Source organism: Saccharothrix saharensis (genome assembly GCF_006716745.1).
Taxonomy (GTDB): Bacteria; Actinomycetota; Actinomycetes; order Mycobacteriales; family Pseudonocardiaceae; genus Actinosynnema; species Actinosynnema saharense.
In genome coordinates, this window is record NZ_VFPP01000001.1 from 1525520 (window position 1) to 1550244 (window position 24725).

A 24725-nucleotide genomic window follows, 5' to 3' on the forward strand; every position below is an offset into this window, starting at 1 on the left:
GGTCGTGCCGCTGGTCGCGGTGAACGAAGATCCGTTCCATCGCGGGCACGTCGGTCAGCACGGCGTCGTCGTACCAGCCGAACCCGGACTCGACGCCTGGCGTGGCGAGCACGCGGTCCGGGCACCGATCCGGCGGGCCACGCCCCCGGTCGCACCCTCGGCCGTCGCGTAGGCCACCAGGGCGCGCATCACACGTCCTCCACCGTGGCACGCACGACCAGCACCGGGCACGGGGCGTGGTGGAGCAGGGTGTGGCTGGTAAATCCCAGCAGCAGGCCGGTGAGCGCACCGCGACCCCGGCAGCCCACGACGAGCAGCGCGGCGTCCCGAGCGCGGTCGAGCAGGGTCCGTGCCGGGTTGCCGCGGGCGATGACGAGGTCCAGCGGGACGCCGGGGTACTTGTCCCGCCACGGTGCCACCGCGGCGGCGAGGTTCCCGCCGTGCTCGGCGTCCTGCTCGGACAAGTCGACCCCGGCCATGTCGGCCAGCGGCTCGGGTGGTGCGTGCCAGGTGTGCACCAGGACCAGCGACGCGTCACGCGCCGACGCTTGCTCGAACGCGTGGGCCAGCACGGTCGGGTTGTCGCCGTCCACACCGCACACGACGGGACCGGGTCGCGCTTCGCCGCGCACGACGGCCACCGGGCAGCCGCCGCGGCTGGTCACCGCGATGGCGGTGGAACCCAGGAGCATCGAGGTGAACCCGCCCAGGCCGCGAGAGCCGAGCACGACCAGTCCCGCGTCGACCGACTCGGCCACCAGCAGCGGCGCCGGGGCGGCGACTTCCAGGTGCACGTCCAGCCGGACGTCGGGGTGGACCTCGCGGGCGACGTCCGCGGCTTCGTGCAGCCACTGCCACGCCTGGTCGTGCAGCGCCTTGCGGGTCCGCCCGTCCGGGTCGAGCGCTTCACCCGGCAACGGCAACTCGGCGTGCACGAGCCGCAGCGGCACCTCGCGGGTCCGCGCCTCCTCCGTCGCCCACCGCACCGCGTCGAACGACGCCTTCGAACCGTCGACACCCACGACCACGGGCTTGTTCATGCCGAACGCCTCCTCATCCACTTCTGCCCCGCGTCCACGAGCAGGACGACCGGGATGGTCATCGCCGCCAGCGCCCAGCCCAGCGGGGTCGGCGCGTTGCCGCCCAGCAGGGCCGGCAGCGGCGGCACGAACAGGAACACCGCCAGCACGGCGAGTTCGAACAGCACCGCGCCGATCAGCAACCGGTTGCCCAGCAGGGTCCGCACCGGTTTGGTGGCGCTGCGGCACGCGAACGCGTTGGCCAGCTGTCCCAGCACGATCGCGGTGAACGCGGTGCCCGACGCGGTGGCCGGCAGGACCGGGTCGCCGAGGTCCCAGTCCCCGGCGAGCAGCACGAGCGTGAACGCCGCCATCGCCGACAACGCCTCGGCCGGTCCGAGGACGCCGAACGCGCGCACCAGCACCGAGCGGTCGATGAGCGACCCGGTCCGCGCGGGCCCGACCATGGTGCGTGGATTGGGCTTCTCCGCGCCGAGTGCGAGCGCGGGCAGCAGGTCCGTGCCGATGTCGAGCGCCAGGACTTGGAGCACGCTGAGCGCGAGGGGGTACGAGCCGCCTGACAGCGCCCAGAACACGAACGGCGTCAGCTCGGCGACGTTGTCGGTCAGGTGGTAGGTCAGGAACCGGCGGATGTTGGCGAACGTCGCCCGGCCGAGTTCGACCGCGGCCACGATGGTGCCGAAGTGGTCGTCCAGCAGCACCAGGTCAGCGGCCTCACGGGCCACGTCGGTGCCGGACGCGCCCATGGCCACGCCGATGTCGGCCGCCCGCAGCGCCGGGCCGTCGTTGACCCCGTCACCGGTCATGGCCACGACGTGGCCGCGGTGCTGCAGAGCTCGGGCCATGCGGAGCTTGTCCTCCGGGGTGACCCGGGCGACGACGACGCCGTCGCGGTCGAGCAGCTCGCCCAGGGCCTTGTCGTCGGCGGGCAGGTCCTTGCCCTCGACCACGAGCCGGTCGGGGCCGAGCAGCCCGGTCTGGGCGGCGATGGCGCGGGCGGTGGCCGGGTGGTCGCCGGTGATCATGGCGAGCTTGATGCCTGCTTCGCGGCACCGCTCGATCGAGTCGGCGACGTCGTCGCGCGGCGGGTCCTGCAACGCGACCAGGCCGAGCAGGACCAGGTCGCGTTCGGCGTCCGGGGCGTCGGTGGCGACGCCGGGTCGCCACGCCACGGCGAGCACCCGCAGCCCCCGGTCACCGAGCTCGGCGACCGCCTCGCTCGCCCCGGGCGCGGGTGCGCACAACGGCAGCACCGCGTCGGGCGCACCGGTCACGTGCACGCCGTCGGCGTCGACGACGGACGATCGGCGGCGGCGCGGGTCGAACGGGAAGCGGGTCGCCTCGGGCGTCACGGTGTTCCCCCCGACGCGGGCAGCCAGCGCGTGCAGGGCCACCTCCATCGGGTCGCCGACCGGCAGCCACCGGTCGCCGCGGTGCTCGGCGTGGGCGGTCGGCGAGCAGCGAACGGCACTCACCGCGAGTACCCGGACGGCCGCGAGCGCATCCGGTTCACCGGTCACGCGGCCGGTCGGGGCGTAGCCCTGCCCGTCCACCACGACCTCGCCGTCGGGCGTCCACACCCGCACCGCGGACATCTCGTTGCGGGTCAACGTCCCGGTCTTGTCCGTGCAGATGAACGTGGTCGCACCCAGCGTCTCCACCGCGTCCAGCCGCCGCACGAGCGCCTTGCGGTGCGCCATCTCCTGGGCGGCCCGCGCGAGCGACAGCGTCACGGTGGGCAGCAGGCCTTCCGGCACCAGCGCGACGGTCACGCCGACCGCGAACAGGAAGCCCTCCGTCGGGTCGAGGCCCAACAGCATCGCGAACCCGTAGAACGCCACGCCCACGGCGACCGCGATGAGGCCGACCACGGTCACCACGCGGTGCAGCCGCAGGGCCAACGGGCTCTTCGGCCGGACCGCGTGGCGGGTGAGGGACGCGATGCCGGCGAGCTCGGTGTGGGAGCCGGTGGCCGTCACCAGTACGGTCGCCTCACCCTCCGTGACGTAGGTGCCCGCCCGCACGACGTCGTCGGGAGTCGGGTGCACGGGCACGCTCTCACCGCTGAGCATGGACTCGTCCACCGCCAACGCGGCGGCCTGCGTCACCCGGGCATCGGCGCAGACGCGGTCGCCGCCCTGGAGCAGGACCTCGTCCCCGACCACCAGATCGGCCGCATCGACCATCTTGGGCGTGCCGTCGCGGCGGACGGTGGCGCGGGTCGGCATGAGGTCGCGCAGCCGTTGCGCCGCGCGGTCGGCCCGGTACTCCTGGGCGAACGCGAACACCCCGTTGAGCACGACGACCAGCGCGATCGCGATCGACAACGCCGGCATGCCCGCGACCTGGGCCAGTGCGGCGGCCACCCACAGCAGGATCGCGAAGAAGTGCGCGAACTGCTTGAGCAGCAGCACGGCCGGGTGCGCCCCACCACCGGCGGGAAGCACGTTCGGGCCGTTCTCGCGCAGCCGCCGGGCGGCCTCGGCCGAGGTCAGGCCGCCCGTGGTGCGTGCCGCCGCGTCCAGCACCGTCGTCACCCGATCCGGTAGCTGGTGTCGGTGTCGTCCCAGCCGTGGGACAGGTGGTTGTGGACGTCGACCACGCCCGGCACGGCCAGGGTGAGGCGGTACGCGATGTCGGCTTCGCTGCGGCGTTCGACGTTGCCGCGCAGCGTGACCACGCCGTCGACCACCTCGACCTCGACCGCGGTGGGCTCGACCCACAGCGTCCGCTGCAGGACCTCGTGCACGACGGTGCGGCGCAGGTCCTCGTCGCTGCGCAGGAACACCTTCAGCAGGTCCCGGCGGGACAGGACGCCGACCAGCCTGCCGTCGGTGTCCACGACGAACAGTCGGCGCACGCCCTCCACAGCCAGCTTGTGCGCGGCGGCGCTCGCCGGCTCGTCCGGTCCGATCGTGGTGACCGGGGTGGTCATCACGTCGGCCGCGGTCACGCCGTGCGCTTGGCGCCAGCGCTGCTTGGTCTCGCGACGGGCGAATGCGGAAGGGCCGGGTTCGGTGCCTCCCCGGTACTCCTCCTTGGGCAGCAGGTCGGCTTCCGAGACCACGCCGATCGGCCGGTCGTCGGTGTCCACCACGGGCACGGCGCTGAAAGCGCCGTCGGTCAGGACGGCGGCGATCTCCTTGAACGGGGTGCCGATGCGGATCTTCACCACCTCGCGGGTCATCAGCGAGGCGACCTCGGGTTCACGCATGGCTCTCTGCTCCGATCGTGGTCCGGGCGGGTGTGGTCGGTCGGGTTGGTCGGGTCGCGGCGAAGAGCACCAGCCCACCGCCGAGGAACAGCAGGAGCGCGCCGACGCCGAGCGCCGTCCACGCCGCCGGGGCGAGTGCCGGGAGGGTCGCGGTGGCCACGACGGTCGTGTCGACCGTGCGCGAGCCGTCGGCGTTCATCACCACCGCGGTCCAGTCGCCGGGCTGTGCGGTCCAGGTGAGCGAGCCGTAGCCGGCGGCCGCCCAGAACGGCTGGGCGTGCGGCGGGCTGGTGGGCGCGGTGCCCGCGCTGTGCTGGTAGAGCGCCTGGTCGCCGAAGCCGGTCACGCGGTCGCGGTCGACACCGGCCAGGTAGCGGGCGACGTCGGCGGTGGGACCGATGCCGACGAACGCGTCGGGGTCGACCCGCAGGCCGATCGCGCCGAGCCAGTCGTCGCCGACCGTCCAGCCGGCCTCGGTCCAGTTCAGTTCGGCGGTCCCGAGTTCCACCGCGTAGCCGGTGCTGCGCACGACCTGCGCGGGTGCGGTGACCGCGCCGGTCGCGTCGCGCTGGGTCTGGTCGGCCCACAGCCCGAGCGCGCCGGCCGCCGAGAGCCCGGTGCCCACCAGGAGCAGCAGGACACCGATCACCGCCGGGACGACCCTGCCCGCCGTGCCGCGCGACGGGGCGGGCGGAGGCGGTGCGTCGAGGGTGGCGGCGCCTGGTTCGTCGCCACCGGTGTCGAACCGGAACGGCGGGTAGGCGTCGGTCATCAGGCCCACGTAGGCCGCGACGCGCAACGCCCAGCGGTCCATGCCCAGCACGAAGTCGAACACACCACGCGGGTAGTGGCCGGTGAACAGCAGCACCACACCCGCGATCAGCACGAGCAGGCCGACCAGGCCGCCGGCCGGGCTGTACGCCCACTCCCCGGCCCGGAAGGCCAAGTAGCCGCCACCGCCGAGGAAGATCGCGACGATGACCAGGTGCGGGACGGCCAGCAGCCACTTGACCAGCACCAGACCGCGCGAGAGCCGCTCGGGGTAGGCGATGTCGAGCGTCGCCGGGTAGTCGGGTTCCTCCCCCAGGCTGAACGGCGGGTACCGGTCGGTCGCCAGCGCCCCGAACGAGTAGTACGCCACCCGCCACGTCCAGCGCAGCACGCCGAGCGCGAAGTCGAACAGCGGACGCGGGTAGCGGCCGGTCACCAGGATCGTGACGAACGCGAACACCCCCACCACGCCGAACGCCAACCAGAGGAAGGCCAGAACGACGTGGTGCGGGATCACCAGCAGCCACTTGACCAGCCACAACCAGCGGTTGAGGGCCGGGTCGAACCTGCCCTGCACACGAACGGGATAGGTGGTCATGGCGACTTCCTCCAACCGGGCTCGACTGCAGCCCACAAGGTGTTCGGCACACGGCTCCGCAACCGGGCCTGCGCCGACCGGACCAGCACGTACCCGAGCGCCACCGCGCCGCCGAGCGCGATCCACGAGCCCATCGCGACGGCGGCGACCACCGCGACCGCGCTCTCCGCGGTGAGCGGTGGGTGGTCGATCCGCGGTGTCCGCACGGCGCGTGGCCGATCGGTGACGGACCTGACGGACCAGGCGGCTTCGATCCGCGCGGCTTGCGCGGCGTACACCTCCGCGTCGACCACCGCGGTGACCGGCAGCCCGACCAGGCTCACGGCGAGGGACGCGAGTGCCGCGACGCGATCGTGCTCCTGGGGAGAGCGGTGCGCCGGTCGTGCGGTAGGAGACCGCGTATCCATGTCCGTCCTCCTCGTCCGCTCCGGTGGTTCTCAGGCTGGTCCGATCCCTGTTGGGTCCACAGGGTCGTTGGTCGCCGCGACGGTCCCCGATCAGCCGGGACCTACGACCCTGAGCGGCGGGTGGCGGTCGTCATCGGTTCTCCGCCGCGTCCCCGGAGGCCGCCACGTGCACGCCGGCGCTCACGACGCCGCGCACCGCCTCGGCCAGGGCGACGACGACCTCGCACGACTCCTCGTCGGCGAACACCGTGCCGATGTCGACGTGGCCGTCCCGGACGGTCACCGACCAGCGGCCGTTCGGGTCGTAGGCGTCGAGGCAGTCCCGCACGTCGACCGCGATGGAGGCGTCCGTGCGCGCCAGCGCCCGCACCAGGTCGTGCCGCGTCACGACGCCGACCAGCTGGGAGCCGTCCACTATCGGCCGCAGCGGACCCCGCCGTCGACCATCACGCCCGCGATGCAGCGGTCCGGCGCGGAGGAGTCCATCCCGAGGACCGGTGTGGTCAACACGTCACCCACCGGGGTGTCACCGGGGTCGCTGTCGGCGTACCGGCCGCGCAGCAGGTCGGTGTCGGTGACGATGCCGATGAGTCGCCGGTCACCGTCGACCACGGGCAGCGCCGTGAACCCGTGCGACGCCATCAACGCCGCCGCCACCCGGATCGGCACGTTCGCGGTCACCGTGATGACCGGGCTGGTCATGAAGTCCCGTGCTCGCACGGCGCACCTCCTTCGTCGTAGGAGGTCTCCGACGTTAGGAAGGCGTTGTTCTCGTGACAGCGGTCAATGGTCCCGGCCGGTCAGGGCCCAACGGCGGATCGTGCGCAGTGCCGGCGTCGAGTGCGGCGCGAACGGCGCGCCACCGGAGCACTTGGTCCCGAACACCCCAGGGCCCTACCTACACGGAGGGCGCTGCTCAGGACCCACCTGGATTGATGCCCTCGTGGCGTGTCGGACGGGTGGTGAGGCGACGGACAGTGGACACCTGAACGTGAAACCACGGAGCCGACCATGTCCACGCTGCTGACGACCGCCCGACACGACGCCTACGCCGGGGTGCGCGACCGGAAGCTCGCCGCCGTGCTGACCGCCGAGGACGACGCCGAGGAAACCGGGTTCAACCCGCTCGAACGCATCAGCTGCCGCATCCACCGCCGCTGGCTGCACCAATGCGTGCACTCCCAGGCACACGTCATCGCCGTGACCGGCCACCGCTGGTGCCGCGACTGCCAGTGCCCCGCATCCGTCAGCGTCGACGAACTCACCGGCACGGTCACCGTCCGCTGCCAGCGCTGCCTGCGCACCCCGGACGGCCCCGCCACCCGCCAACTGGTGCGCTGCTGCCGCGCCAGCCTCGCCAACGCCCAGGACAGCCGGCGGTGACCGATCTCATCGCGCCGTCGCGTCAACCGCCGCAGCCGCGCGGCGTGCCTCCTCCTCGGCGCTCACCACATGGGCGTCCGGACCGGGAAACACCAGCGTCCTCATGTCGCTGTCCACCCAGTGCACCGGGTAGGGCGGTGAGCCGTCGGCGTGCCGCAGTTCAACCACCTGGCCACGGCGCGTGGACGCATTCAAGGTGACACCCTCCACCACCACCCAGTCACCGACTCGTGCCTTCACCACGACGGTCGCCTGACCGACAAAGATCGGGGATTGGGCAGACGGCGGGAGCCCGCCAGTGGCCTGGACCCGATGGCTCAGCGCGAGTTCCACGCCCACCTGCGCGAATTCGTCGCCGACGGCGGGACCGCGCTGTTCTCCTGGCACGTGCTGTCGGAGGTCGAACAGGTGGGCGTTGCGGGCGTTGACGTTCGACTTCGCCGAGCCGGTGCCCGCCGGTGCTTTCGAGACCGTCGCCGGCGTGCGGAAGGTACGAGCAGCAGCAGCGACTCGCGCGACGAGGATTCCGACGTCGCGAGCAAGCCGTGCTCGTCCAGCTTCGACCGGCGACACGATGCCCCCAGGGCCGGAGGTCCCGACCGGCCGGTGCTCGTGCGTGGACCCGGATCCCGACCGGCGCGGGTCGAAGGTCCCTGTACCGCTCCACCAGGGGTGGGAATGCTGGTGGACGAGAAGACGAGGAGCCCGCGATGACCATCGCGCTCGACACGATCACGACCGCCTTGAACCCCGTAGTCGACCGGTGCGACCGGTGCGGTGCGCGTGCCTGGGTGCGCGTGGTGCTGGAAGACGGGCAGTTGACGTTCTGCGACCACCACGAACGCCGGCACCGAGCCGCGCTGGAGCGCGTCGCCGTGAGGATCGAGCACCACGTCGACGTCCGCGACAGCTGACCACCGGCCACCCGAGTGGAGGAGGACCTATGGGAGAGACCAAGCAGTGGAGCGTCGACATCACCATCGATGAGCACGACGACAAGACCAGAGCGAAGGCGCGCCTGCACGCACGGGACGACACCCACCTGGTCGGTGTCGGCACCGCGAGGCTGAACCCCGCCGACACCAACATCCCCGAGATCGGCGACGAACTCGCCACGGCGAGGGCGCTGTCCGACCTCGCGCACCAGCTCCTCGACGCGGCGACGACCGATATCGAGGACGTCACCCACAGGCCGGCGCACCTGACCAGGTGACCGGAACGGAGGTTCGACATGACCGAGCAGTTGGCAGCCGGCACGATGACGCGCCTGCGCGGGGAAGCGCTGGTGCGGAAGGTCAGGGAGCTGCTGCACGAGGGCAACGTCCGGCGTCTCGTCATCAAGGACGACAAGGGGCACACCGTGATGGAGATCCCCGTGACGGCTGGGGTCGTCGCCGCGGTGGTCGCCCCCGTCGTGACCGCGGTCGCGGCGATCGCGGCCCTCGCGAGCGAATGGTCGATCGACGTCGAGCGTCACGAGCCACCGCAGACCTGATCACGGGAAGACCACGGCAGGGCGGGACTCCGGTCCCGCCCTGCCGTGGTCTTCCGCCCCTGCCCGCGACCCGATCGGCACCCGACGATGAAGGGACAGCGACACCGACCCGGTGGAGGAGACGATGACGAGCACATCGATCCGACCGTCCGTCACGACAGGGCCGCGTTTCGGTTACCTGGTCGGCGGAGTGGTCGACGTGGTCTTGGTGGTCCTGATCAACGTCTCACCGGGATGGCGGGCCGTTCCGTTCCTCACCGAAGACGCGGTCGACGTGGTGGTGTGGGTCAACGCGGGTCTGGTCGTCGGGGTCGTCGTCAACACCACCTGCTCGCTGTTCCCCGGACGGAGGCTGGTCCTGCTCGGTGACGTGCTGACGACGACGGCGGCGCTGGCCGCGCTGACCTCCATGTCGGCGGTGTGGCCGTTCCGCCTACAGGACGCGGAGATCCCGTGGACGACGATCGCACGCGCGACGCTGACCATCGTGCTCGTCGCCGTGTCCATCGCCCTCGTGGTCCAGGTCGTCAAGCTGCTGCACGCGTTGGTGGCGCCGGACGTCCCGGTCGATCAGGGACCTTGGACCGCGTCGCACAGCCGGCATCGACGCGAAGCTCATGGCGAAGACCGGAACACGAGGAGAGAAGCCATGACAGCGATCAGCCACTCCGGCGCCACGACCGGGGCCACCGCCCGCTCGACCACCACGACGGCCACGCGTGCCGACACCGGCGCGATGGCGCTGGCGGTCCTGCGGATCACGACCGGGTTCGTGTTCCTGTGGGCGTTCTTCGACAAGTTGTTCGGGCTGGGTTACGCCACCAAGGCGGCCAACGCCTGGGTCAACGGCGGGTCGCCCACCAAGGGCTTCCTCAGCCGCGTCGCGGTCGGCCCGTTCGAGTCCACCTTCCACGCCTGGGCCGGTGCCTGGTGGGCCGACTGGCTGTTCATGCTCGGCCTGCTCGCCATCGGCATCGCGGTCATGGCGGGCATCGGCCTGCGCCCGGCAGCGGTCGCGGGAACCCTGATGATGCTGCTCATGTGGGCCGCCGAATGGCCCCTCGCCCAGTTCACCTCGACCGGCGAACCCAGCATGTCCACCAACCCGATCATCGACTACCACGTCATCTACGCCGTCGCCCTGATCGCCGTCGCGTTGGCCGGTGCGGGCGCCACCTGGGGCCTCGGCCGCTGGTGGGCGACCCTGCCGGTGGTCCGCGACCACGCCTGGCTGCGGTGACGACCGCGGGAGCGGGCGGGCCTCGACGGTCCGCCCGCTCTGGCACGTCCGGATGAGGAGCTCACGGCGCTCACACCGAGGTCCGCCGGAACCCTCGCCGAGGTGGGCCCGCGGCCGGTGAGCCGGCCCAGCGGGTGATCAGCGGTCCGGTGGTGGCCAGGACCAGCACGTAGGCGGTGACCAGCGGACCCAGTTCGGGTTGCACGGCGCCGACCAGGCCCACGATGACGATGGAGAACTCGCCGCGGGCGATGAGGGCGGTGCCGGCACGCAGTCGACCCCGGCGAGCGGCCCCGTCGCGGCCGGCGGCGTACCAGCCGGTGGCGACCTTGCCCGCCGCCCCGACGGCGGCCAGCGCCAACGCCGCCGGGAGACCGGGCAGCAGGTCGGCGAGGCTGACGGCCAGGCCGATGGAGAGGAAGAACGCCGCGGCGAACAGGTCGCGCAACGGCCCCAGCACCTGCCGGGTGCGCTCGGCCGCCTCGCCGGTGACGGTGAGGCCGACGAGGAAGGCGCCCACGGCGGCGGAGACGTCGACGTACTCGGCCACCGCCGCCACCACGAGGGTCGTACCGAGCACCCGCAGCATCAACTGCTCGGCATCGGGGTGGGCCAGCCACCGGTTGACGTGATGACCGAAGCGGTGGGCCAGCAGGAAGGCCGCGGCGACGGCCGTCACCGCGACCAGGACGCCCAGCATCGCCTGCCACCAGGTCCCGCCCGCCACCAGCACGGCCAGCACGGGCAGGTAGACGGCCATGGCGAAGTCCTCCATCACCAGTACCGCCAACACGGCCGGGGTCTCGCGGTTGCCCAGCCTGCGCAGGTCGCCCAGCAGGCGGGCGATGATGCCCGAAAACGACACCCAGGTCGCGCCGGCCAGCGCGACGATCCCGACGGGGTGGAAGCCGAGCAGCCACCCGGCGACCGCGCCGGGCCCCGCGCCCAGCACGAGGTCCACCCCGGCGGAGGGCACGTGGCGGCGCAGGCCGTGGGTGAACTCGGCGGTGGAGAACTCCAGCCCCAGGGTGAGCAGGAGCAGCACGACACCGATCGAGGCACCGGCTTCGACGAACCCGCCGGCCGCGGGTACCGGTGCGATACCGCCCTCGCCGAGCGCCAGGCCCGCCACCAGGTACAACGGGATCGGCGGGAGCCCGAACCGACGAGCGGCCGTGCCGAGCGCGCTGAGCACGACCAGGATGACACCCAGCTCCAGCAGCAGCGCCGGTGACGTGTGCACGCGCGGTCAGCCCTCCATGAGCTCGACGATCCGACGCACGCCCTCGATGCCCTCGACCGTGCCGATCACCACGAGCACGTCACCCGCGCGGATGACCTCCGTCGGCATCTTCCGGACGCGCCCGAACCGGGGCTGGATCGCCTGCACGAGCGAGCAGCACAACGACGCCACCGCCCTGACCCGTGACTTCCGGATGCGCCTCAAGCTGGCCACCTCGTCCCGGTGCGGGCAGAGGACGTCTACAAGGACGGGCACGGTCGGATGCACGCCACCGCGCTGGGCCTGTTCCCGGTCGCCGACGGTGAAGGCAGCGAGTTCGACCTCGGCGAACTGGTCGCGTTTCTCAACGACGCCGTCCTGCTGGCACCGTCGATGCTGCTGTGCCTGCCCGTCGAGTGGAGCGCGATCGACGACCACACCTTCGGCCTCACCCTCACCTACCACGACAACGCGGTCTTCGCGCAGGTCACCGTGGACGACCGCGGCGCGCCGCGCGAGTTCACCACCGAGGACCGCTGGGCGGACCTGCCCGAAGGACTCGTCAGGACCCGCTGGTCCACCCCGGTCGACGGCTGGTGCCTGGTCGCGGGCCGCATGCGCCCTCGTCGCGGCACGACGGTCCGGCACCTGCCCGACGGGCCGTTCGCCTACGCGCAGTTCGACTACACGAACGCGGACATCACCTACAGCACGGCGCCTGAATGACGTACCGCTCGTCCAGCGGGGCGGGCGGTACGCCTGCCGCGGCCGGGAGCGGCCCACCCACCGCTCCCGGCCGGAGGGCCTCGGACTCGGTGCGCATCACCCTGCGCCGTCGTGGTCCGGCACCTCGACGCCGACCACTCCTGCCACCGCACCGGCCACCACCGTGGCTACGTGACGTTCCACATCGTCAGCACCTTCACCCGCCAGTGTGACCACCCCTCGGGTGACTGAGATCCGCCACGGGATGCGCCCCGCCGCGACGGAGAGCTGGCGCCGCACGTCCGTCGCGATGACGTCGTCGTTCCTGGCGATCATGCGCAGGAGGTCGCGCCTGCTGACGACGCCGACGAGGACCCCGTCCCGCACGATCGGGACGGTGCGCAGGTGCTTGTCCAGCATGAGCTTGCTCAGCTCAGCCACGTGCATCCGCGGGTCGACCGCGACCACGTCGGTCACCATGACCTCCGCGACGGTTGTCGACGCCGGTGCGAGCGGTTCTGGCGGCTGTCCGTGCACGAAGGTCCGCGGGTCGGGCAGGATGCGGTTGCGCAGCAGGTCCGCCTCCGCGACCACGCCGACCAGGCGGTCGCGGCCGTCGACCACCGGCAGCGTGGTGAAGCCGTGCTCCACCAGCAGTCGCGCGGCGTCCTTGGCCGCCATGCCGGGCTGTGCGGTCACCACGGCGCGGGTCATCAAGTCCTGGGCCTTCATCGCGATCGTCCCCTGGTCCGGCGGTTCTCCGGCAGTGCGGCTCGGCGCGCAGTGGGCGGTCACCCCACGCCGGTTGTGTCCTCCGAAGTTCGGTACCCGCCGCGCAGGGCCGGAAACCGCCGGCGGCGGTCGGGGCATGTCACCCCGGACGACCGGGCAGATCACGCCCGGCTCGTGGCGCGGATGCCCTTGGCCCAGGTCCTCGCACGGTCGATCTCACCGTCCGACAGGGGTCCGGGGGTGCCTCCCACGTAGAACGACATCGGCGCGCCGGCGGCGGCGAAGCGCAGGCGGCGCAGGCGCTTCGCGATCGCCTTGGCCGCCGAGCCCGGCAGCCATCCCACCTTGACCCTGGTGTCGAACGCGACGGCGCTGACGGGTCGGTCGGCGGGTGCGAGCGCGTCAAGCCACTCCCGCACGCCGCGACCCCGCGACACCAGCTCGCCGGTCGCCTGGTCGGCCGCCGACTCGCGAGTGGAGGCCCGACTGAGGCCGAACGCGTGCGTCGGCGCGCCGACCACGAGCAGGTCGACGTCACCGGGCAGCACGTCCGGTGCCTCCCCGACCTCCACGACGTCGACCTGCCTGCCTTCCGCCAAGCCCGCGCGCACCGCCTCGGCGACCGCTTCGGTGTTGCCGAACATGGATTCGAAGACCACGAGTGCCCGTGCCATCGTCGGTACCGCCCTCCATCGTCACCCCACCACGCTCCTCCACCCGCGGTCCGGTCGTCAGCGGCCAACAGCCCTGCCCACCCGGGACCTCGGACCCTGCCCCGCGGACCGGCCCAGGTGGACGCTCGAAGTGGACGGAATTCGAGGAGGAAGCCATGAAGGCGCTCGTTTATCACGGTCCCGGCCGCAGGGCCTGGGAGGACGTGCCGGACCCGGAGCCGGTCGACCCGACCGACGCGATCGTGCGGATCACCGCCGCCACGATCTGCGGCACGGACCTGCACATCCTCAAGGGCGACGTGCCCGAGGTGGAGCCCGGTCGGATCCTGGGCCACGAGGGTGTCGGTGTGGTCGAGCGGGTCGGTGCGGCGGTCACCGGGATCAAGCCGGGCGACCGGGTGCTGCTGTCGTGCATCAGCACGTGCGGTCGGTGCTCGTACTGCCGGACCGGTGTCTACGGGCAGTGCCTCGGCGGTGGCGGTTGGGTCCTGGGCCACACCGTGAACGGCACGCACGCTGAGTACGTGCGGGTGCCGTTCGCGGACACCTCGACCTACCTGCTGCCCGACGGTGTCACCGACGCCGCGGCGGTCATGCTGTCGGACATCCTGCCCACCGCGTTCGAGGTCGGCGTGCTCGCCGGAAAGGTCCAGCCCGGTCAGACGGTGGTCGTCGTGGGTGCCGGGCCGATCGGCCTGGCGGCGATCGAGACCGCGCGCCTCTACAGCCCCGCGCACGTCGTGGCGGTGGACCTGGCCGAGTCGCGGCTGGAGGCGGCCAAGCAGTTCGGCGCGGACGTCACGGTGAACGCGGCCGACGACGTCGAGCGGGTCGTGCTCGAGCTGACCGGCGGGCTGGGCGCGGACCTGGCGATCGAGGCGGTGGGCGTGCCGGAGACCTTCGAGCTGTGCGCGCGGCTGATCCGCCCCGGTGGTCGGGTCGCGAACGTCGGCGTGCACGGCAAGCCGGCCACGCTGCACCTGGAGCAGCTGTGGATCCGCAACGTCACCATCACCACCGGCCTGGTCGACACGGTCACCACGCCGACCCTGCTCACGATGCTGGCTGGCGGGCGGCTGGACGCCGACCGGTTCGCCACGCACCACTTCGCGCTGGACGAGATGGACCTCGCCTACGACGTGTTCGCGCGGGCCGGCGAGACCGGCGCGCTGAAGGTGGTGCTGACCCGATGACCGCCGTGGAAGAACGGCTGGACGCGTGGACCGGGTTCCGCGGCGTGGACTGGCGGCACGACATCGACGTGCGCGGGTTCATCCAGGCCAACTACACCCCTTACGAGGGGGATGACGCGTTCCTGACCGGGCCGACCGAGCGGACCGCGGCACTGTGGCGGGACCTGTCCGGCCTGTTCGCCGAGGAGCGCAGGCGCGGCATCCTGGACGTGGACGTGCACACCCCGTCCACCATCACCTCCCACCGCCCCGGCTACCTCGACCGGGCGCAGGAGTTGATCGTCGGGTTGCAGACCGACGCACCGCTCAAGCGGGCCATCATGCCCAACGGCGGCCTGCGCATGGTGGAGGCCGGTCTGGAGGCTTACGGCTACGAGCTGGAACCGGCTGTGCGGGACATCTTCACCAAGTACCGCAAGACGCACAACGACGGTGTGTTCGACGCCTACACCGACGAGATCAAGCGCGCCCGCCGCGCCGGGGTGATCACCGGTCTGCCCGACTCCTACGGGCGGGGGCGGATCATCGGCGACTACCGGCGGGTCGCGCTGTACGGCGTGGACCGGCTGATCGACGCCAAGCGGGCCGAGCGGGCCGCGATCGACACCATGCCGTCCACAGAGGACATCATCCGCGACCGCGAGGAGCTCGCCGAGCAGATCCGCGCCCTGGACGAGCTCAAGCAGATGGCGCGGTCCTACGGCGACGACATCTCCCGACCCGCCACCACCGCCCGCGAGGCCGTCCAGTGGCTCTACTACGCCTACCTGGCGGCGGTGAAGGAACAGAACGGCGCGGCGATGTCACTGGGCCGCACCTCGACGTTCCTGGACGTCTACCTCCAGCGCGACCTTGACGCCGGACTGTTGACCGAGTCGCGGGCGCAGGAGCTGATCGACGACCTGGTGATCAAGCTGCGGATCGTGCGGTTCCTGCGCACCCCCGCCTACGACGAACTGTTCTCCGGCGACCCGACCTGGGTCACCGAGAGCATCGGCGGCATCGGCGAGGACGGTCGCCCACTCGTGACCAGGACGAGCTTCCGGTTCCTGCAGACCCTCTACAACCTGGGGCCGGCGCCGGAGCCGAACCTGACCGTGCTGTGGTCGCCCGCGCTGCCGGAGGGCTTCAAGCGGTTCTGCGCGAAGGTGTCGGTGGACACCAGCTCGATCCAGTACGAGAACGACGAGCTGATCCGGCCCCGCTTCGGCGACGACACCGCGATCGCCTGCTGCGTGTCGGCCATGAGGGTCGGCAAGCAGATGCAGTTCTTCGGCGCACGGGTCAACCTGGCCAAGGCGCTGCTCTACGCGATCAACGGCGGCCGCGACGAGATGACCGGCGAACAGGTCGCCCCGCACCAACCCCGGATCACCGGCGAGTACCTGGACTACGACGAGGTGCGCGCGGCGTTCGACCGGATGCTCGACTGGCTGGCCCGCACCTACGTGGACGCGCTGAACATCATCCACTACATGCACGACAAGTACGCCTACGAACGCATCGAGATGGCCCTGCACGACCACCCCGCCCAACGGCTGCTCGGCTGCGGCATCGCGGGCCTGTCGGTCGTCACGGACAGCCTCTCGGCGATCAAGCACGCGAAGGTGCGCGTCCTCCGCGACGACACCGGCCTGGCCGTCGACTTCGCGGTGGAGGGCGACTTCCCCCGCTACGGCAACAACGACGACCGCGCCGACACCATCGCGGTGGGATTGGTCGAGGACTTCATGGCGCTCGTGCGCCGCTACCCCGCCTACCGCGACGCCGTGCACACCCAATCGGTACTCACCATCACGTCCAACGTCGTCTACGGCCGTCACACCGGCAACACGCCGGACGGCAGGCGCGCGGGCGAGCCGTTCGCGCCCGGCGCCAACCCGATGAACGGCCGGGACCGGCACGGTCTGGTCGCGGCGGCGCTGTCGGTGGCCAAGCTGCCCTACGACGCCGCGCTCGACGGCATCTCGCTCACCGCCGGCATCACGCCGAACGGGCTGGGCCGCGACACCGAGGAGCGGGTGATCAACCTCGTCGGCGTGCTCGACGCCTACACCGACGCCGGTGGCTTCCACCTCAACGCCAACGTGCTCAACCGGGAGGTCCTGCTCGACGCCATGGCACACCCGGACAAGTACCCGCAGCTGACCATCCGCGTGTCCGGCTACGCCGTCAACTTCGTGCGCCTGACACCCGAACAGCAGCGCGACGTGGTCAACCGCACGTTCCACGGAGGACTGTGATGACCACCGGGGCCGTCCACTCCTGGGACCTCGCCACGGCCGTGGACGGCCCCGGCACCCGGTTCGTGGTGTTCACCGCAGGGTGCCCGCTGCGCTGCCTGTACTGCCACAACCCCGAGACGCGGTTCACGCGGTACGGGCGACGCGTCAGCGTGGACGACGTCATGGTCGAGATCGAGGAGTACCGCCGGTTCATCGAGATCGCCGGTGGTGGCGTGACCATCAGCGGCGGCGAACCGCTGCTGCAACCGGAGTTCACCGCCGAGCTGCTGCACGCGGTGAAGGGCATGGGCCTGCACACCGCCCTGGACACCTCCGGGTTCCTCGGCCACCGCGCCACCGACCGACTGCTCGCCGCCACCGACCTGGTGCTGCTGGACATCAAGTCCTGGGACCCGGCCACCTACCGGCACGTCACCGGCGGCGAGGTCGCCCCGACCCTGCGGTTCGCCCGCCGCCTGTCGGACCTGGGCAAGCCGATGTGGATCAGGTTCGTCCTGGTGCCAGGACAGACCGACGCGCCGGACAACGTGGAGGGCATCGCCTCGTTCGTCGCCACCCTGCCACCGGTCGAACGCGTGGACGTGCTGCCGTTCCACAAGATGGGCGCACCGAAGTACGAGGCCATCGGGCTGCCCTTCGCCTTGGCCGACACCCCGACCCCCGACGCGAAGCTGGTCGAACGGGTTCGGGGTCAGTTCCTGGCGCACGGTCTGCGGGCGTGACCGGGAGCAGGTCAGGGCAGGAGGTCCCGTTCCCGCAGCAGGGAGCGGGCGTGGTCGATGGCGTCGGGCGTGTGGTCGAACAGGCGCAGGTCCAGCGTGTCCAAAGCACGCCGGTGTTCGTCGCGCACGCCGGAGACCAGGACGGTGATGCCGCGGTGTTCCAGGCGGCGCACGGCGTCGCGCAGCACCTGCACGCCGGTGGCGTCGACGGCCGACAGCCGCGACATCCGCAGGATCACCACCGCGACGGGCGCGACCTCGGTCAGCTCCAGCAGGAACCGGTGCGCGGCGGCGAACAGCAGCGGGCCGTCCAGCCGGTAGGCGACGATGTGCTGGGCCAGCAGGGCCTGCTCTTCCTCGCGGTAGTCGCCCGGTTCCAGCGGCACCTCCTCCAGCCGCGCTGTGCGTGACACGGCCCGCAGGGCGAACACGCCGGCGAGCACGAGGCCGACGATGACGGCGGTGACGAGGTCCAGCGCGAGCGTCGCCACGGCGGTCAGCGCGAGCACGGCGGCATCGGTGCGGCCGGCCCGGGCCAGGGCGCGCACCGAGCCGACCTCGACCATCCGGACGGCCGTGGCCAGCAGCACGCCGGCGAGCACCGCGAGCGGGACACCGGCCACCCACGGCGCGGCGACCAGGACGATCAGCAGGAGCACCACGGCGTGGGTGAGGGCCGCGAGCCGGGAGGTCGCGCCCGAGCGGACGTTGACCGCCGTGCGCGCGATGGCCGCCGTGGCGGGCACACCGCCGAACAGCGGCGCGACCAGGTTGGCCAGGCCCTGACCGAACAACTCGCGATCCGGGTCGTGCCGCTGGTTCACGCTCATCCCGTCCGCGACGGCCGCCGACAGCAGGCTCTCCAGCGCGGCGAGCGCCGCCACCGCCACCGCCGACGGCAGCAGCGACCACAACGCGCCGAGGTCGAGGAACCCGAGCGACGGCGCGGGCAGCGCTCTCGGCAGCGCCCCGATCGTCACCACGGGCAGCGCCGCCCACTGCGCGACGACGGTCGCCACGACGACCGCGGGCAGCGAGAAGGGCACGCCGGGACGCCACCGGGCGCCGATCAGCATCACCAAGGCGACCCCGGCGGCCAGGGCGACGGCCTCCCAGCGCGGTGCCGCGACGAAGTCCGCGAACGCCTCGACGGCGGCGAGCACCACGTGGTCCTCGCCGGGCGTGGACACCCCCAGGGCCGCGGGCACCTGCTGCAACGCGATCACCGCCGCGATGCCGATCGTGAAACCCTCCACCACCGGCACGGGCACGTACCGCATGTAGCGGCCCGCGCGGGCGACCGCGAGCAGTACCAGCAGGATCCCGGCCAACAGACCGACGGTGAGCACGCCGTCCACGCCGTAGCGCGCGACGATCGGCACCAGCACCACCGTCATCGCGCCCGTGGGACCGGACACCTGGAGGCTGGAGCCGCCGAACACCGCCGCCAGCGCGCCCGCCACCACGGCCGTGACGAGGCCGGACGCCGCGCCGAGCCCGGAGGCGACCCCGAACCCGAGGGCGAGCGGCAGGGCCACGATCGCCACCGTCACCCCGGCCACGAGGTCCCGGCGCGTCGCACCCGACCAGTCGGCCCTGGCCGGCAGGAACGTCGTCACGCCCGCTCCTCCTCGCGCAACATCTCCAGCAACTCGTTCTGGCCGGCCAGCAGACCGGCGAGGACCTTGCGCGCGACGCGCAGCAACTCGGCCACGTCGTCGCTGGTCAGCGCGTACACCACGGTTGTGCCGTCCCGGGTCGCCGTGACGATCCCCGAGCGGCGCAGCACCGCAAGCTGGGCCGAGAGGCTGGACGCCTCGATCCCGATGTCGGCCAGCAGGTCGCGCACCGGCTTGGGACCGTCCTGGAGCAGCTCGAGCACCCTGATGCGCACCGGGTGCCCCAACATGCGGAAGAACTCGGCCTTGGCCTGGTGCAGCGGAAGGGGCACGGCGACCTCCGGCGAGTTGTAGAGTTGCAAACTTCTTCAACTCTACAACATGGCACCGGTGGCCAACGCGGCCCGCGTACCGGCCGCGACCTCGACGTCCTCGCGGGCGGTGACCACCCAGACCGGCGTCCGGGACGTCTTCGCGCCGATCCCGGCATCGTCCGAAGCCGCGGCGTTGGCCTCCCGATCGAGGGTGAGACCCAGGAAGGACAGGCCCTCCACCACCCGGGCGCGCACGTCGGCGTCGTGCTCACCGATGCCACCGGTGAAGACCAGCAGGTCCAGTCCACCCATCGACGCGGCCATGGTGGCGATGCCCTGGCGCAGGCGGTGGGTGAAGACGTCGAGGGCCAGACGTGCGTTCGCATCACCCCGGGCCGCGGCGGCGTGCACGTCGCGCAGGTCGGCGTGACCGGCCAGCCCCACCAGCCCGGAGTGGTGCGCGAGGCCGTCGGCGAGCTCGTCGGCGGTGAGGTGGTCGAGCAGGTGCAGCACCAGGCCGGGGTCGAGGTCGCCGCTGCGGGTGGCCATCGGCAGGCCGGCCAGCGGGGTGAAGCCCATCGTGGTGTCGACCGAGCGGCCGTCGTGGACGGCGGCCAGCGAGCAGCCCGCGCCGAGGTGGCAGGTCACGACGCGGGAGCCGCCGCCGGCCAGTTCGACCGCGCGGCGGGAGGCGTAGGCGTGCGAGAGGCCGTGGAAGCCGTAGCGGCGCAGGTCCCAGCGCTCCCGCCAGGCGGCGGGCAGCGGGTAGGTGGCCGCGGCGGCGGGCAGGGTGCGGTGGAACGCGGTGTCGAAGCACGCCACGTGCGGCACGTCGGGGAACAGCGCTTGCGCGGCGTCGATGCCGGCCAGTGCCCTGGGCTGGTGCAGCGGGGCCAGGTCGGTCAGGTCCTCGATCCCGCGGCGGACGTCGGGGGTGATGACGGTCGGGGCGGTGAACCGGGTGCCGCCTTGGACGACGCGGTGGCCCACGGCGTGCACGAGCGGCAGGGCCGGGTCGAGGTCGGGTGTGCCGTCCCACCGCTCGACGTGGTGCTGGGCGAGGACGGTGTCGTCCTCGCCCAGCACGCTCAGCTTCAGGCTCGATGAGCCCGCGTTGACCACGAGCACGTTCATCAGCAGGGCCAGGTCCAGTCGCGGATCTCGGGCAGGTCCTCGCCGTGCTCGCGGATGTGGGCGTGGTGGCGGGTGCGCTGGTCCTGCATGTGCTGGCGCAGGCCGGCGGCCTTGGGACCGAGGCCCGGCACGCGGTCGATGACGTCGATGACGAGCCGGTAGCGGTCCATGTCGTTGAGCACCAGCATGTCGAACGGCGTGGTGGTGGTGCCCTCCTCCTTGTAGCCGCGGACGTGGATGTTGTGGTGGTTGGTGCGGCGGTAGGTCAAGCGGTGGATCAGCCACGGGTAGCCGTGGTAGGCGAACAGCACCGGCTTGTCCGGGGTGAACAGGGCGTCGAACTCGCGGTCGGGCATGCCGTGCGGGTGCTCGGTCTCGGGCTGCAGGCGCATCAGGTCGACCACGTTGACCACGCGCACCTTCAGCTCGGGCAGGTGCTCGCGCAGCAACGCGGTAGCCGCCATGATCTCCAGGGTCGGGGCGTCACCGGCGCAGGCGAGCACCACGTCGGGTTCGGTCAGGCCGTCGTCCGTGCCCGCCCACTCCCAGATGCCCGCGCCGCGAGCGCAGTGCAGCGCCGCTTCCTCCGGGCTGAGCCAGTCGGGCGTGAAGTTCTTGCCGGAGACGATGACGTTGACGTAGTCGCGGCTGCGCAGGCAGTGGTCGGCCACCGACAGCAGCGTGTTGGTGTCCGCGGGCAGGTAGACGCGGACGACCTCGGCCTTCTTGTTCATCACGTGGTCGATGAAGCCGGGGTCCTGGTGGGAGAAGCCGTTGTGGTCCTGGCGCCACACGTGCGAGGACAGCAGGTAGTTCAGCGACGCGACCGGGCGCCGCCAGTCGATCTCGCGGTGGGTCTTGAGCCACTTGGCGTGCTGGTTGAACATCGAGTCCACGATGTGGGTGAACGCCTCGTAGCAGTTGAACAGGCCGTGCCGCCCCGTCAACAGGTAGCCCTCCAGGAAGCCCTGGCACAGGTGCTCGGACAGCACCTCCACCACCCGGCCGTTGGCCTCCAGGTGCTCGTCGGTGGGCAGCTTCTCGGCCAACCACTGCTTCGCCGTCACCTCGAACACCGCGTCGAGCCGGTTGGAGGCGGTCTCGTCGGGGCCGAACACGCGGAAGTTCTTCTCATCCGCGTTGAGGGTCATGATGTCGCGCAGCATGCGGCCCAGAGCACGGGTCGGCTCGGAGGTGGTGGTGCCGTGCTTGGTCACCTCCACCGAGTACGGCGCGGTGCCGGGCATCCGCAGGTCACGCAGCAGCAGACCGCCGTTGGCGTGCGGGATGGCGCCCATGCGCGACTCGCCGCGCGGCGCGAGGGTCAGCAGCTCGGGCTTCGGGCTGCCGTCGGCGTCGAACAGCTCCTCCGGCCGATAGGAGCGCAGCCACCGCTCCAGCAACACCAGGTGCTCGGGGTTGTCCCGGACACCGGCCAGCGGCACCTGGTGGGACCGCCACGTGCCCTCCACCGGCACGCCGTCCACCTCGGCCGGTCCGGTCCAGCCCTTCGGCGTGCGCAGCACGATCATCGGCCACCGCGGGCGCTCGGTGTCCCCGGCGCGGGCCGCCTCCTGGATGCGGCCGATCTCGTCGAACACCTCGTCGAAGACCTGCGCCATGCGGGGGTGCAGCACCGCCGGATCGTCGCCCTCGACGTAGTAGGGCGCGTAGCCGTGACCGCGCAGCATCGCGTCCAGCTCCTCGTGCGGGATACGCGCCAGGATCGTCGGATTGGCGATCTTGTAGCCGTTGAGGTGCAGGATCGGCAGCACCGCGCCGTCGTGCGCCGGGTCCAGGAACTTCGTGCCGTGCCAGCTCGCCGCCAGCGGCCCGGTCTCCGCCTCGCCGTCACCCACGACGCAGGCCACCACCAGGTCGGGGTTGTCGAACGCCGCGCCGAACGCGTGCGCCAGCGAGTAGCCCAGCTCACCGCCCTCGTGGATCGAGCCCGGCACCTCCGGGGCGACGTGACTGGGCACGCCGCCGGGGAACGAGAACTGGCGGAACAACGTGCGCATCCCCTCGCCGTCACGCGGCACGTTCGGGTGCGTGTCGGTGTAGGAGCCCTCCAACCAGGTGTTGGCCAGCAGCGCCGGACCACCGTGACCCGGACCGGTCACGAACAGCACGTCCCGGGAGCGGTCGTTGATCACTCGGTTGAGGTGGGCGTAGAGGAAGTTCAGACCCGGCGTGGTGCCCCAGTGGCCCAGCAGACGGGGCTTGATGTGCTCCGGGGTCAGCGGCTCGGTCAGCAGGGGGTTGTCGAGCAGGTAGATCTGCCCTGCCGAGAGGTAGTTGGCGGCCCGCCAGTAGGCGTCAACCAGGTCGAGGTTGAGGGGTCCGGACTGCGACATCTCGCGTTCTCCTCCTGTGTCGGGGTGCTGACACCAGCCTGCCTTCGGAACCGATTCCGCCTCAGGGCACGCGGCCCTCGACCTGACAGGGTCCTTCGGCCTTCATCCGGTGACTTGTGGCGCTGTCGGCCCGCGCACCGCAAGGCGCACGGTCGGCGCATGGACGGGACACCTCGCGTCACGACGGTCCTCGTCGCCGGGTTCGTCGCGCTCAACGCGATGGCCGGGAGCTTCGGCTTGCTGGGAGGCGGCATCGACATGGGCCCGACCATCACGGGCCTATTCCCCTGGCACAGCGCTGCGGTCGCCGGGATCTCACTGCTGGCGGTGGTCGGTGTGCCGATGGCCACCGCGGTGCTACTGGCGCTGCGCCGCGACCAGCGCTGGAGCGTCGCGTCGATGGCCGCGGGTCTCGTGCTCGTCGGCTGGATCGTCGTGCAGGTGGCGGTGATCCGCACCTTCAGCTGGATGCAGCCTGCTTCGGTGATCGCGGGGCTCGTGGTCTACGCCGCCGGACGGCGGGGGCGAAACGCGTCGGACGTCCCGGTGCGACGAGGACCTTCGCCCGCTTCCACACGACGCCCGCGACGGGACGCTTGAGTCCAGGAAGATGACTGAAGGAGACGAGAGCACACCGAGCCTCATCGATTCGACACCCGCGTCGGCCATCGAGTCGCCCGGGATCACCACTGCGGCCGCCTGGCAGTTGCGGCAACGGCGGCGAGGACAGGGACGGGGCCGGCACGGCGACCTCGAAGCCGACCGGAGGACAGCATGTCGTGCCCGTCGGCGCCCAGCCGGCAGACGGCCTCGACCGAGGTGGGACCACCTGTGGTGACCCCCGCTTCATCCAGCACGTCGTCACCCGGTCCGGTGACCGGTCTCGGTGTCGTCCCAGGTGTGGGTCAACTCGCTCACGACATCCACGACACCGGGCAGCGCCCTGGTCAGCCGGACGGCGATGTCGACCTCACTGCGGCGCTCGATGTGGCCCCGCAACGTGACCACGCCGTCCGCCACCTGCACCTCGACCGCAGTGGGCTCCAGCCACAGTGTGCGCCTCATGACCTCCTGCGTGATCTCCCGCCGCAGCTCGGTGTCGGTGCGCAGGAAGACGCGCAGCAGGTCCCGGCGGGAGAGCACGCCGATCAACCGGCCTTCGCCGTCGACGACGAACAGCCTGCGCACGCCCGCCGCGGTCAACTGGTGCGCGGCGGAGCTCGCGGGTTCGTCGGGACCGGCGGTGATGACCGGGCCCGTCATCACCTCGGCCGCGGTCGTGCCGTGCGCCTGACGCCAGCGCTTCCTCGTCTCGGGCTTGGCGAACGGCGGCGGCGCCACTTCGGTGCCGCCCCGGTACTCCTCCTTGGGCAACAGGTCGGCTTCCGAGACCACACCGACCGGGTGACCCTCGTCGTCCACGACCGGCACGGCGCTGAACGCGCCCGCGGTCAAGGTGGCGGCGAGTTCCTTGAACGACGTGCCGGCGCGGACGCTGACCACCTCGCCTGTCATCAGCGAGGAGACAGTGGGTTCACGCATGGCTCTCTCCCGTCTTCAGAGCGGACCGGGTCGGGATGGGACTCCGAGTCGGAGGCAGAGGCGCCCGACCTCGTTGCGCGCCAACCGCACAACGGGCCCGATCTCCACCGTTCGACC

Annotated in this window: 27 protein-coding genes; 10 read left to right on the forward strand and 17 right to left on the reverse strand. The window is 71.8% G+C overall.

Annotated features, from left to right (window positions below):
• Positions 1 to 188 precede the first annotated feature (188 nt).
• The 7 genes from FHX81_RS05955 to FHX81_RS41860 all read right to left on the reverse strand — a co-directional run bounded on the left by FHX81_RS05955 (position 189) and on the right by FHX81_RS41860 (position 6750).
• Positions 189 to 1040 carry a universal stress protein gene (locus FHX81_RS05955; RefSeq protein ID WP_141975833.1) on the reverse strand — a complete coding sequence of 284 codons (852 nt, stop codon included), beginning with the start codon at positions 1038 to 1040 and terminating at the stop codon, positions 189 to 191.
• A complete protein-coding gene (locus tag FHX81_RS05960) occupies positions 1037 to 3577 on the reverse strand; it encodes a cation-translocating P-type ATPase (protein WP_246107653.1) in 2541 nt (846 codons plus the stop codon). The genes FHX81_RS05955 and FHX81_RS05960 overlap by 4 nt, the downstream gene beginning before the upstream one ends.
• Positions 3574 to 4254: a CBS domain-containing protein gene (locus tag FHX81_RS05965; RefSeq protein WP_141975835.1), complete on the reverse strand. Its 681-nt coding sequence runs from the start codon at positions 4252 to 4254 to the stop codon at positions 3574 to 3576. Before FHX81_RS05965 ends, FHX81_RS05960 begins: the two co-directional genes overlap by 4 nt.
• Positions 4247 to 5623 (reverse strand): DUF4389 domain-containing protein, encoded by a 1377-nt coding sequence (locus FHX81_RS05970; protein WP_141975837.1) that lies wholly within the window; start codon positions 5621 to 5623, stop codon positions 4247 to 4249. The genes FHX81_RS05965 and FHX81_RS05970 overlap by 8 nt, the downstream gene beginning before the upstream one ends.
• Positions 5620 to 6030: a hypothetical protein gene (locus FHX81_RS05975; protein WP_141975839.1), complete on the reverse strand. Its 411-nt coding sequence runs from the start codon at positions 6028 to 6030 to the stop codon at positions 5620 to 5622. Before FHX81_RS05975 ends, FHX81_RS05970 begins: the two co-directional genes overlap by 4 nt.
• A gap of 130 nt (positions 6031 to 6160) precedes the next feature.
• Complete coding sequence (locus FHX81_RS41855; RefSeq protein WP_246107654.1) at positions 6161 to 6445, reverse strand: hypothetical protein; 285 nt, start codon at positions 6443 to 6445, stop codon at positions 6161 to 6163.
• The gene (locus tag FHX81_RS41860; RefSeq protein ID WP_246107655.1) at positions 6445 to 6750 is read right to left on the reverse strand and encodes a CBS domain-containing protein; all 306 of its coding nucleotides are present in this window, start codon (positions 6748 to 6750) and stop codon (positions 6445 to 6447) included. The genes FHX81_RS41855 and FHX81_RS41860 overlap by 1 nt, the downstream gene beginning before the upstream one ends.
• 291 nt (positions 6751 to 7041) lie before the next feature.
• Here FHX81_RS41860 and FHX81_RS05985 point away from each other — a divergent pair, with 291 nt between their 5' ends.
• Positions 7042 to 7413: a hypothetical protein gene (locus FHX81_RS05985; protein ID WP_141975841.1), complete on the forward strand. Its 372-nt coding sequence runs from the start codon at positions 7042 to 7044 to the stop codon at positions 7411 to 7413.
• A gap of 6 nt (positions 7414 to 7419) precedes the next feature.
• On the opposite strand, the gene FHX81_RS41170 is transcribed toward FHX81_RS05985, so the two are convergent.
• Complete coding sequence (locus FHX81_RS41170) at positions 7420 to 7986, reverse strand: DUF1918 domain-containing protein (protein WP_211363390.1); 567 nt, start codon at positions 7984 to 7986, stop codon at positions 7420 to 7422.
• A gap of 137 nt (positions 7987 to 8123) precedes the next feature.
• Between FHX81_RS41170 and FHX81_RS05995 the strand changes: the two genes are divergently transcribed.
• The 4 genes from FHX81_RS05995 (at position 8124) to FHX81_RS06010 (ending at position 10148) form a co-directional block, all read left to right on the forward strand.
• On the forward strand, positions 8124 to 8327 hold the full coding sequence (locus tag FHX81_RS05995; RefSeq protein ID WP_141975843.1) for a DUF7455 domain-containing protein: 204 nt from the start codon (positions 8124 to 8126) through the stop codon (positions 8325 to 8327).
• Between the two features lie 29 nt (positions 8328 to 8356).
• On the forward strand, positions 8357 to 8626 hold the full coding sequence (locus tag FHX81_RS06000; RefSeq protein WP_141975845.1) for a DUF1876 domain-containing protein: 270 nt from the start codon (positions 8357 to 8359) through the stop codon (positions 8624 to 8626).
• Between the two features lie 18 nt (positions 8627 to 8644).
• Positions 8645 to 8908, forward strand: a complete 264-nt coding sequence (locus tag FHX81_RS06005; protein WP_246107656.1) for a DUF4342 domain-containing protein — start codon at positions 8645 to 8647, stop codon at positions 8906 to 8908.
• Between the two features lie 736 nt (positions 8909 to 9644).
• Positions 9645 to 10148: a DoxX family membrane protein gene (locus tag FHX81_RS06010; protein WP_246108231.1), complete on the forward strand. Its 504-nt coding sequence runs from the start codon at positions 9645 to 9647 to the stop codon at positions 10146 to 10148.
• 70 nt (positions 10149 to 10218) lie between these two features.
• Here the strand turns inward: FHX81_RS06010 and FHX81_RS06015 are convergent, their stop codons facing one another.
• Together FHX81_RS06015 and FHX81_RS06020 are read right to left on the reverse strand one after the other, a co-directional pair.
• Entirely contained in the window at positions 10219 to 11391 is a 1173-nt protein-coding gene (locus tag FHX81_RS06015; RefSeq protein WP_141975847.1) for a cation:proton antiporter, read from the reverse strand.
• A 6-nt stretch (positions 11392 to 11397) separates the two neighbouring features.
• Complete coding sequence (locus tag FHX81_RS06020; RefSeq protein ID WP_141975849.1) at positions 11398 to 11595, reverse strand: hypothetical protein; 198 nt, start codon at positions 11593 to 11595, stop codon at positions 11398 to 11400.
• An 18-nt stretch (positions 11596 to 11613) separates the two neighbouring features.
• Between FHX81_RS06020 and FHX81_RS06025 the strand changes: the two genes are divergently transcribed.
• Positions 11614 to 12096: a DUF6544 family protein gene (locus tag FHX81_RS06025; RefSeq protein WP_141975852.1), complete on the forward strand. Its 483-nt coding sequence runs from the start codon at positions 11614 to 11616 to the stop codon at positions 12094 to 12096.
• Positions 12097 to 12192: 96 nt separating this feature from the next.
• Here FHX81_RS06025 and FHX81_RS06030 read toward each other — a convergent pair whose 3' ends face one another.
• Together FHX81_RS06030 and FHX81_RS06035 are read right to left on the reverse strand one after the other, a co-directional pair.
• Positions 12193 to 12807, reverse strand: coding sequence for a CBS domain-containing protein (locus tag FHX81_RS06030; protein WP_170231950.1), 615 nt, complete (start codon positions 12805 to 12807; stop codon positions 12193 to 12195).
• Positions 12808 to 12968: 161 nt separating this feature from the next.
• Entirely contained in the window at positions 12969 to 13481 is a 513-nt protein-coding gene (locus tag FHX81_RS06035; RefSeq protein ID WP_211363391.1) for a flavodoxin family protein, read from the reverse strand.
• 155 nt (positions 13482 to 13636) lie between these two features.
• Between FHX81_RS06035 and FHX81_RS06040 the strand changes: the two genes are divergently transcribed.
• Genes FHX81_RS06040 through pflA form a run of 3 tightly spaced genes read left to right on the forward strand, consistent with a single transcriptional unit; the run spans position 13637 to position 17642 of the window.
• On the forward strand, positions 13637 to 14674 hold the full coding sequence (locus tag FHX81_RS06040; protein WP_141975856.1) for a zinc-dependent alcohol dehydrogenase family protein: 1038 nt from the start codon (positions 13637 to 13639) through the stop codon (positions 14672 to 14674).
• Positions 14671 to 16917 carry a formate C-acetyltransferase gene (gene pflB, locus FHX81_RS06045; RefSeq protein ID WP_141975858.1) on the forward strand — a complete coding sequence of 749 codons (2247 nt, stop codon included), beginning with the start codon at positions 14671 to 14673 and terminating at the stop codon, positions 16915 to 16917. The genes FHX81_RS06040 and pflB overlap by 4 nt, the downstream gene beginning before the upstream one ends.
• Positions 16917 to 17642: a pyruvate formate-lyase-activating protein gene (gene pflA, locus FHX81_RS06050; RefSeq protein WP_141975860.1), complete on the forward strand. Its 726-nt coding sequence runs from the start codon at positions 16917 to 16919 to the stop codon at positions 17640 to 17642. The genes pflB and pflA overlap by 1 nt, the downstream gene beginning before the upstream one ends.
• 11 nt (positions 17643 to 17653) lie before the next feature.
• On the opposite strand, the gene FHX81_RS06055 is transcribed toward pflA, so the two are convergent.
• From FHX81_RS06055 to FHX81_RS06070, 4 genes are read right to left on the reverse strand one after another with little or no spacing between them, the layout of a single operon-like run.
• Positions 17654 to 19261 (reverse strand): SulP family inorganic anion transporter, encoded by a 1608-nt coding sequence (locus tag FHX81_RS06055; RefSeq protein ID WP_141975862.1) that lies wholly within the window; start codon positions 19259 to 19261, stop codon positions 17654 to 17656.
• Positions 19258 to 19593 carry an ArsR/SmtB family transcription factor gene (locus FHX81_RS06060; protein ID WP_141983766.1) on the reverse strand — a complete coding sequence of 112 codons (336 nt, stop codon included), beginning with the start codon at positions 19591 to 19593 and terminating at the stop codon, positions 19258 to 19260. The genes FHX81_RS06055 and FHX81_RS06060 overlap by 4 nt, the downstream gene beginning before the upstream one ends.
• 42 nt (positions 19594 to 19635) lie before the next feature.
• Entirely contained in the window at positions 19636 to 20709 is a 1074-nt protein-coding gene (locus tag FHX81_RS06065; protein WP_141975864.1) for an acetate/propionate family kinase, read from the reverse strand.
• On the reverse strand, positions 20709 to 23066 hold the full coding sequence (locus FHX81_RS06070; RefSeq protein WP_141975866.1) for a phosphoketolase family protein: 2358 nt from the start codon (positions 23064 to 23066) through the stop codon (positions 20709 to 20711). Before FHX81_RS06070 ends, FHX81_RS06065 begins: the two co-directional genes overlap by 1 nt.
• Positions 23067 to 23225: 159 nt before the next feature.
• Between FHX81_RS06070 and FHX81_RS06075 the strand changes: the two genes are divergently transcribed.
• A complete protein-coding gene (locus FHX81_RS06075; protein WP_141975868.1) occupies positions 23226 to 23666 on the forward strand; it encodes a hypothetical protein in 441 nt (146 codons plus the stop codon).
• A gap of 261 nt (positions 23667 to 23927) precedes the next feature.
• On the opposite strand, the gene FHX81_RS06080 is transcribed toward FHX81_RS06075, so the two are convergent.
• The gene (locus FHX81_RS06080; RefSeq protein WP_141975870.1) at positions 23928 to 24608 is read right to left on the reverse strand and encodes a CBS domain-containing protein; all 681 of its coding nucleotides are present in this window, start codon (positions 24606 to 24608) and stop codon (positions 23928 to 23930) included.
• Positions 24609 to 24725 lie beyond the last annotated feature (117 nt).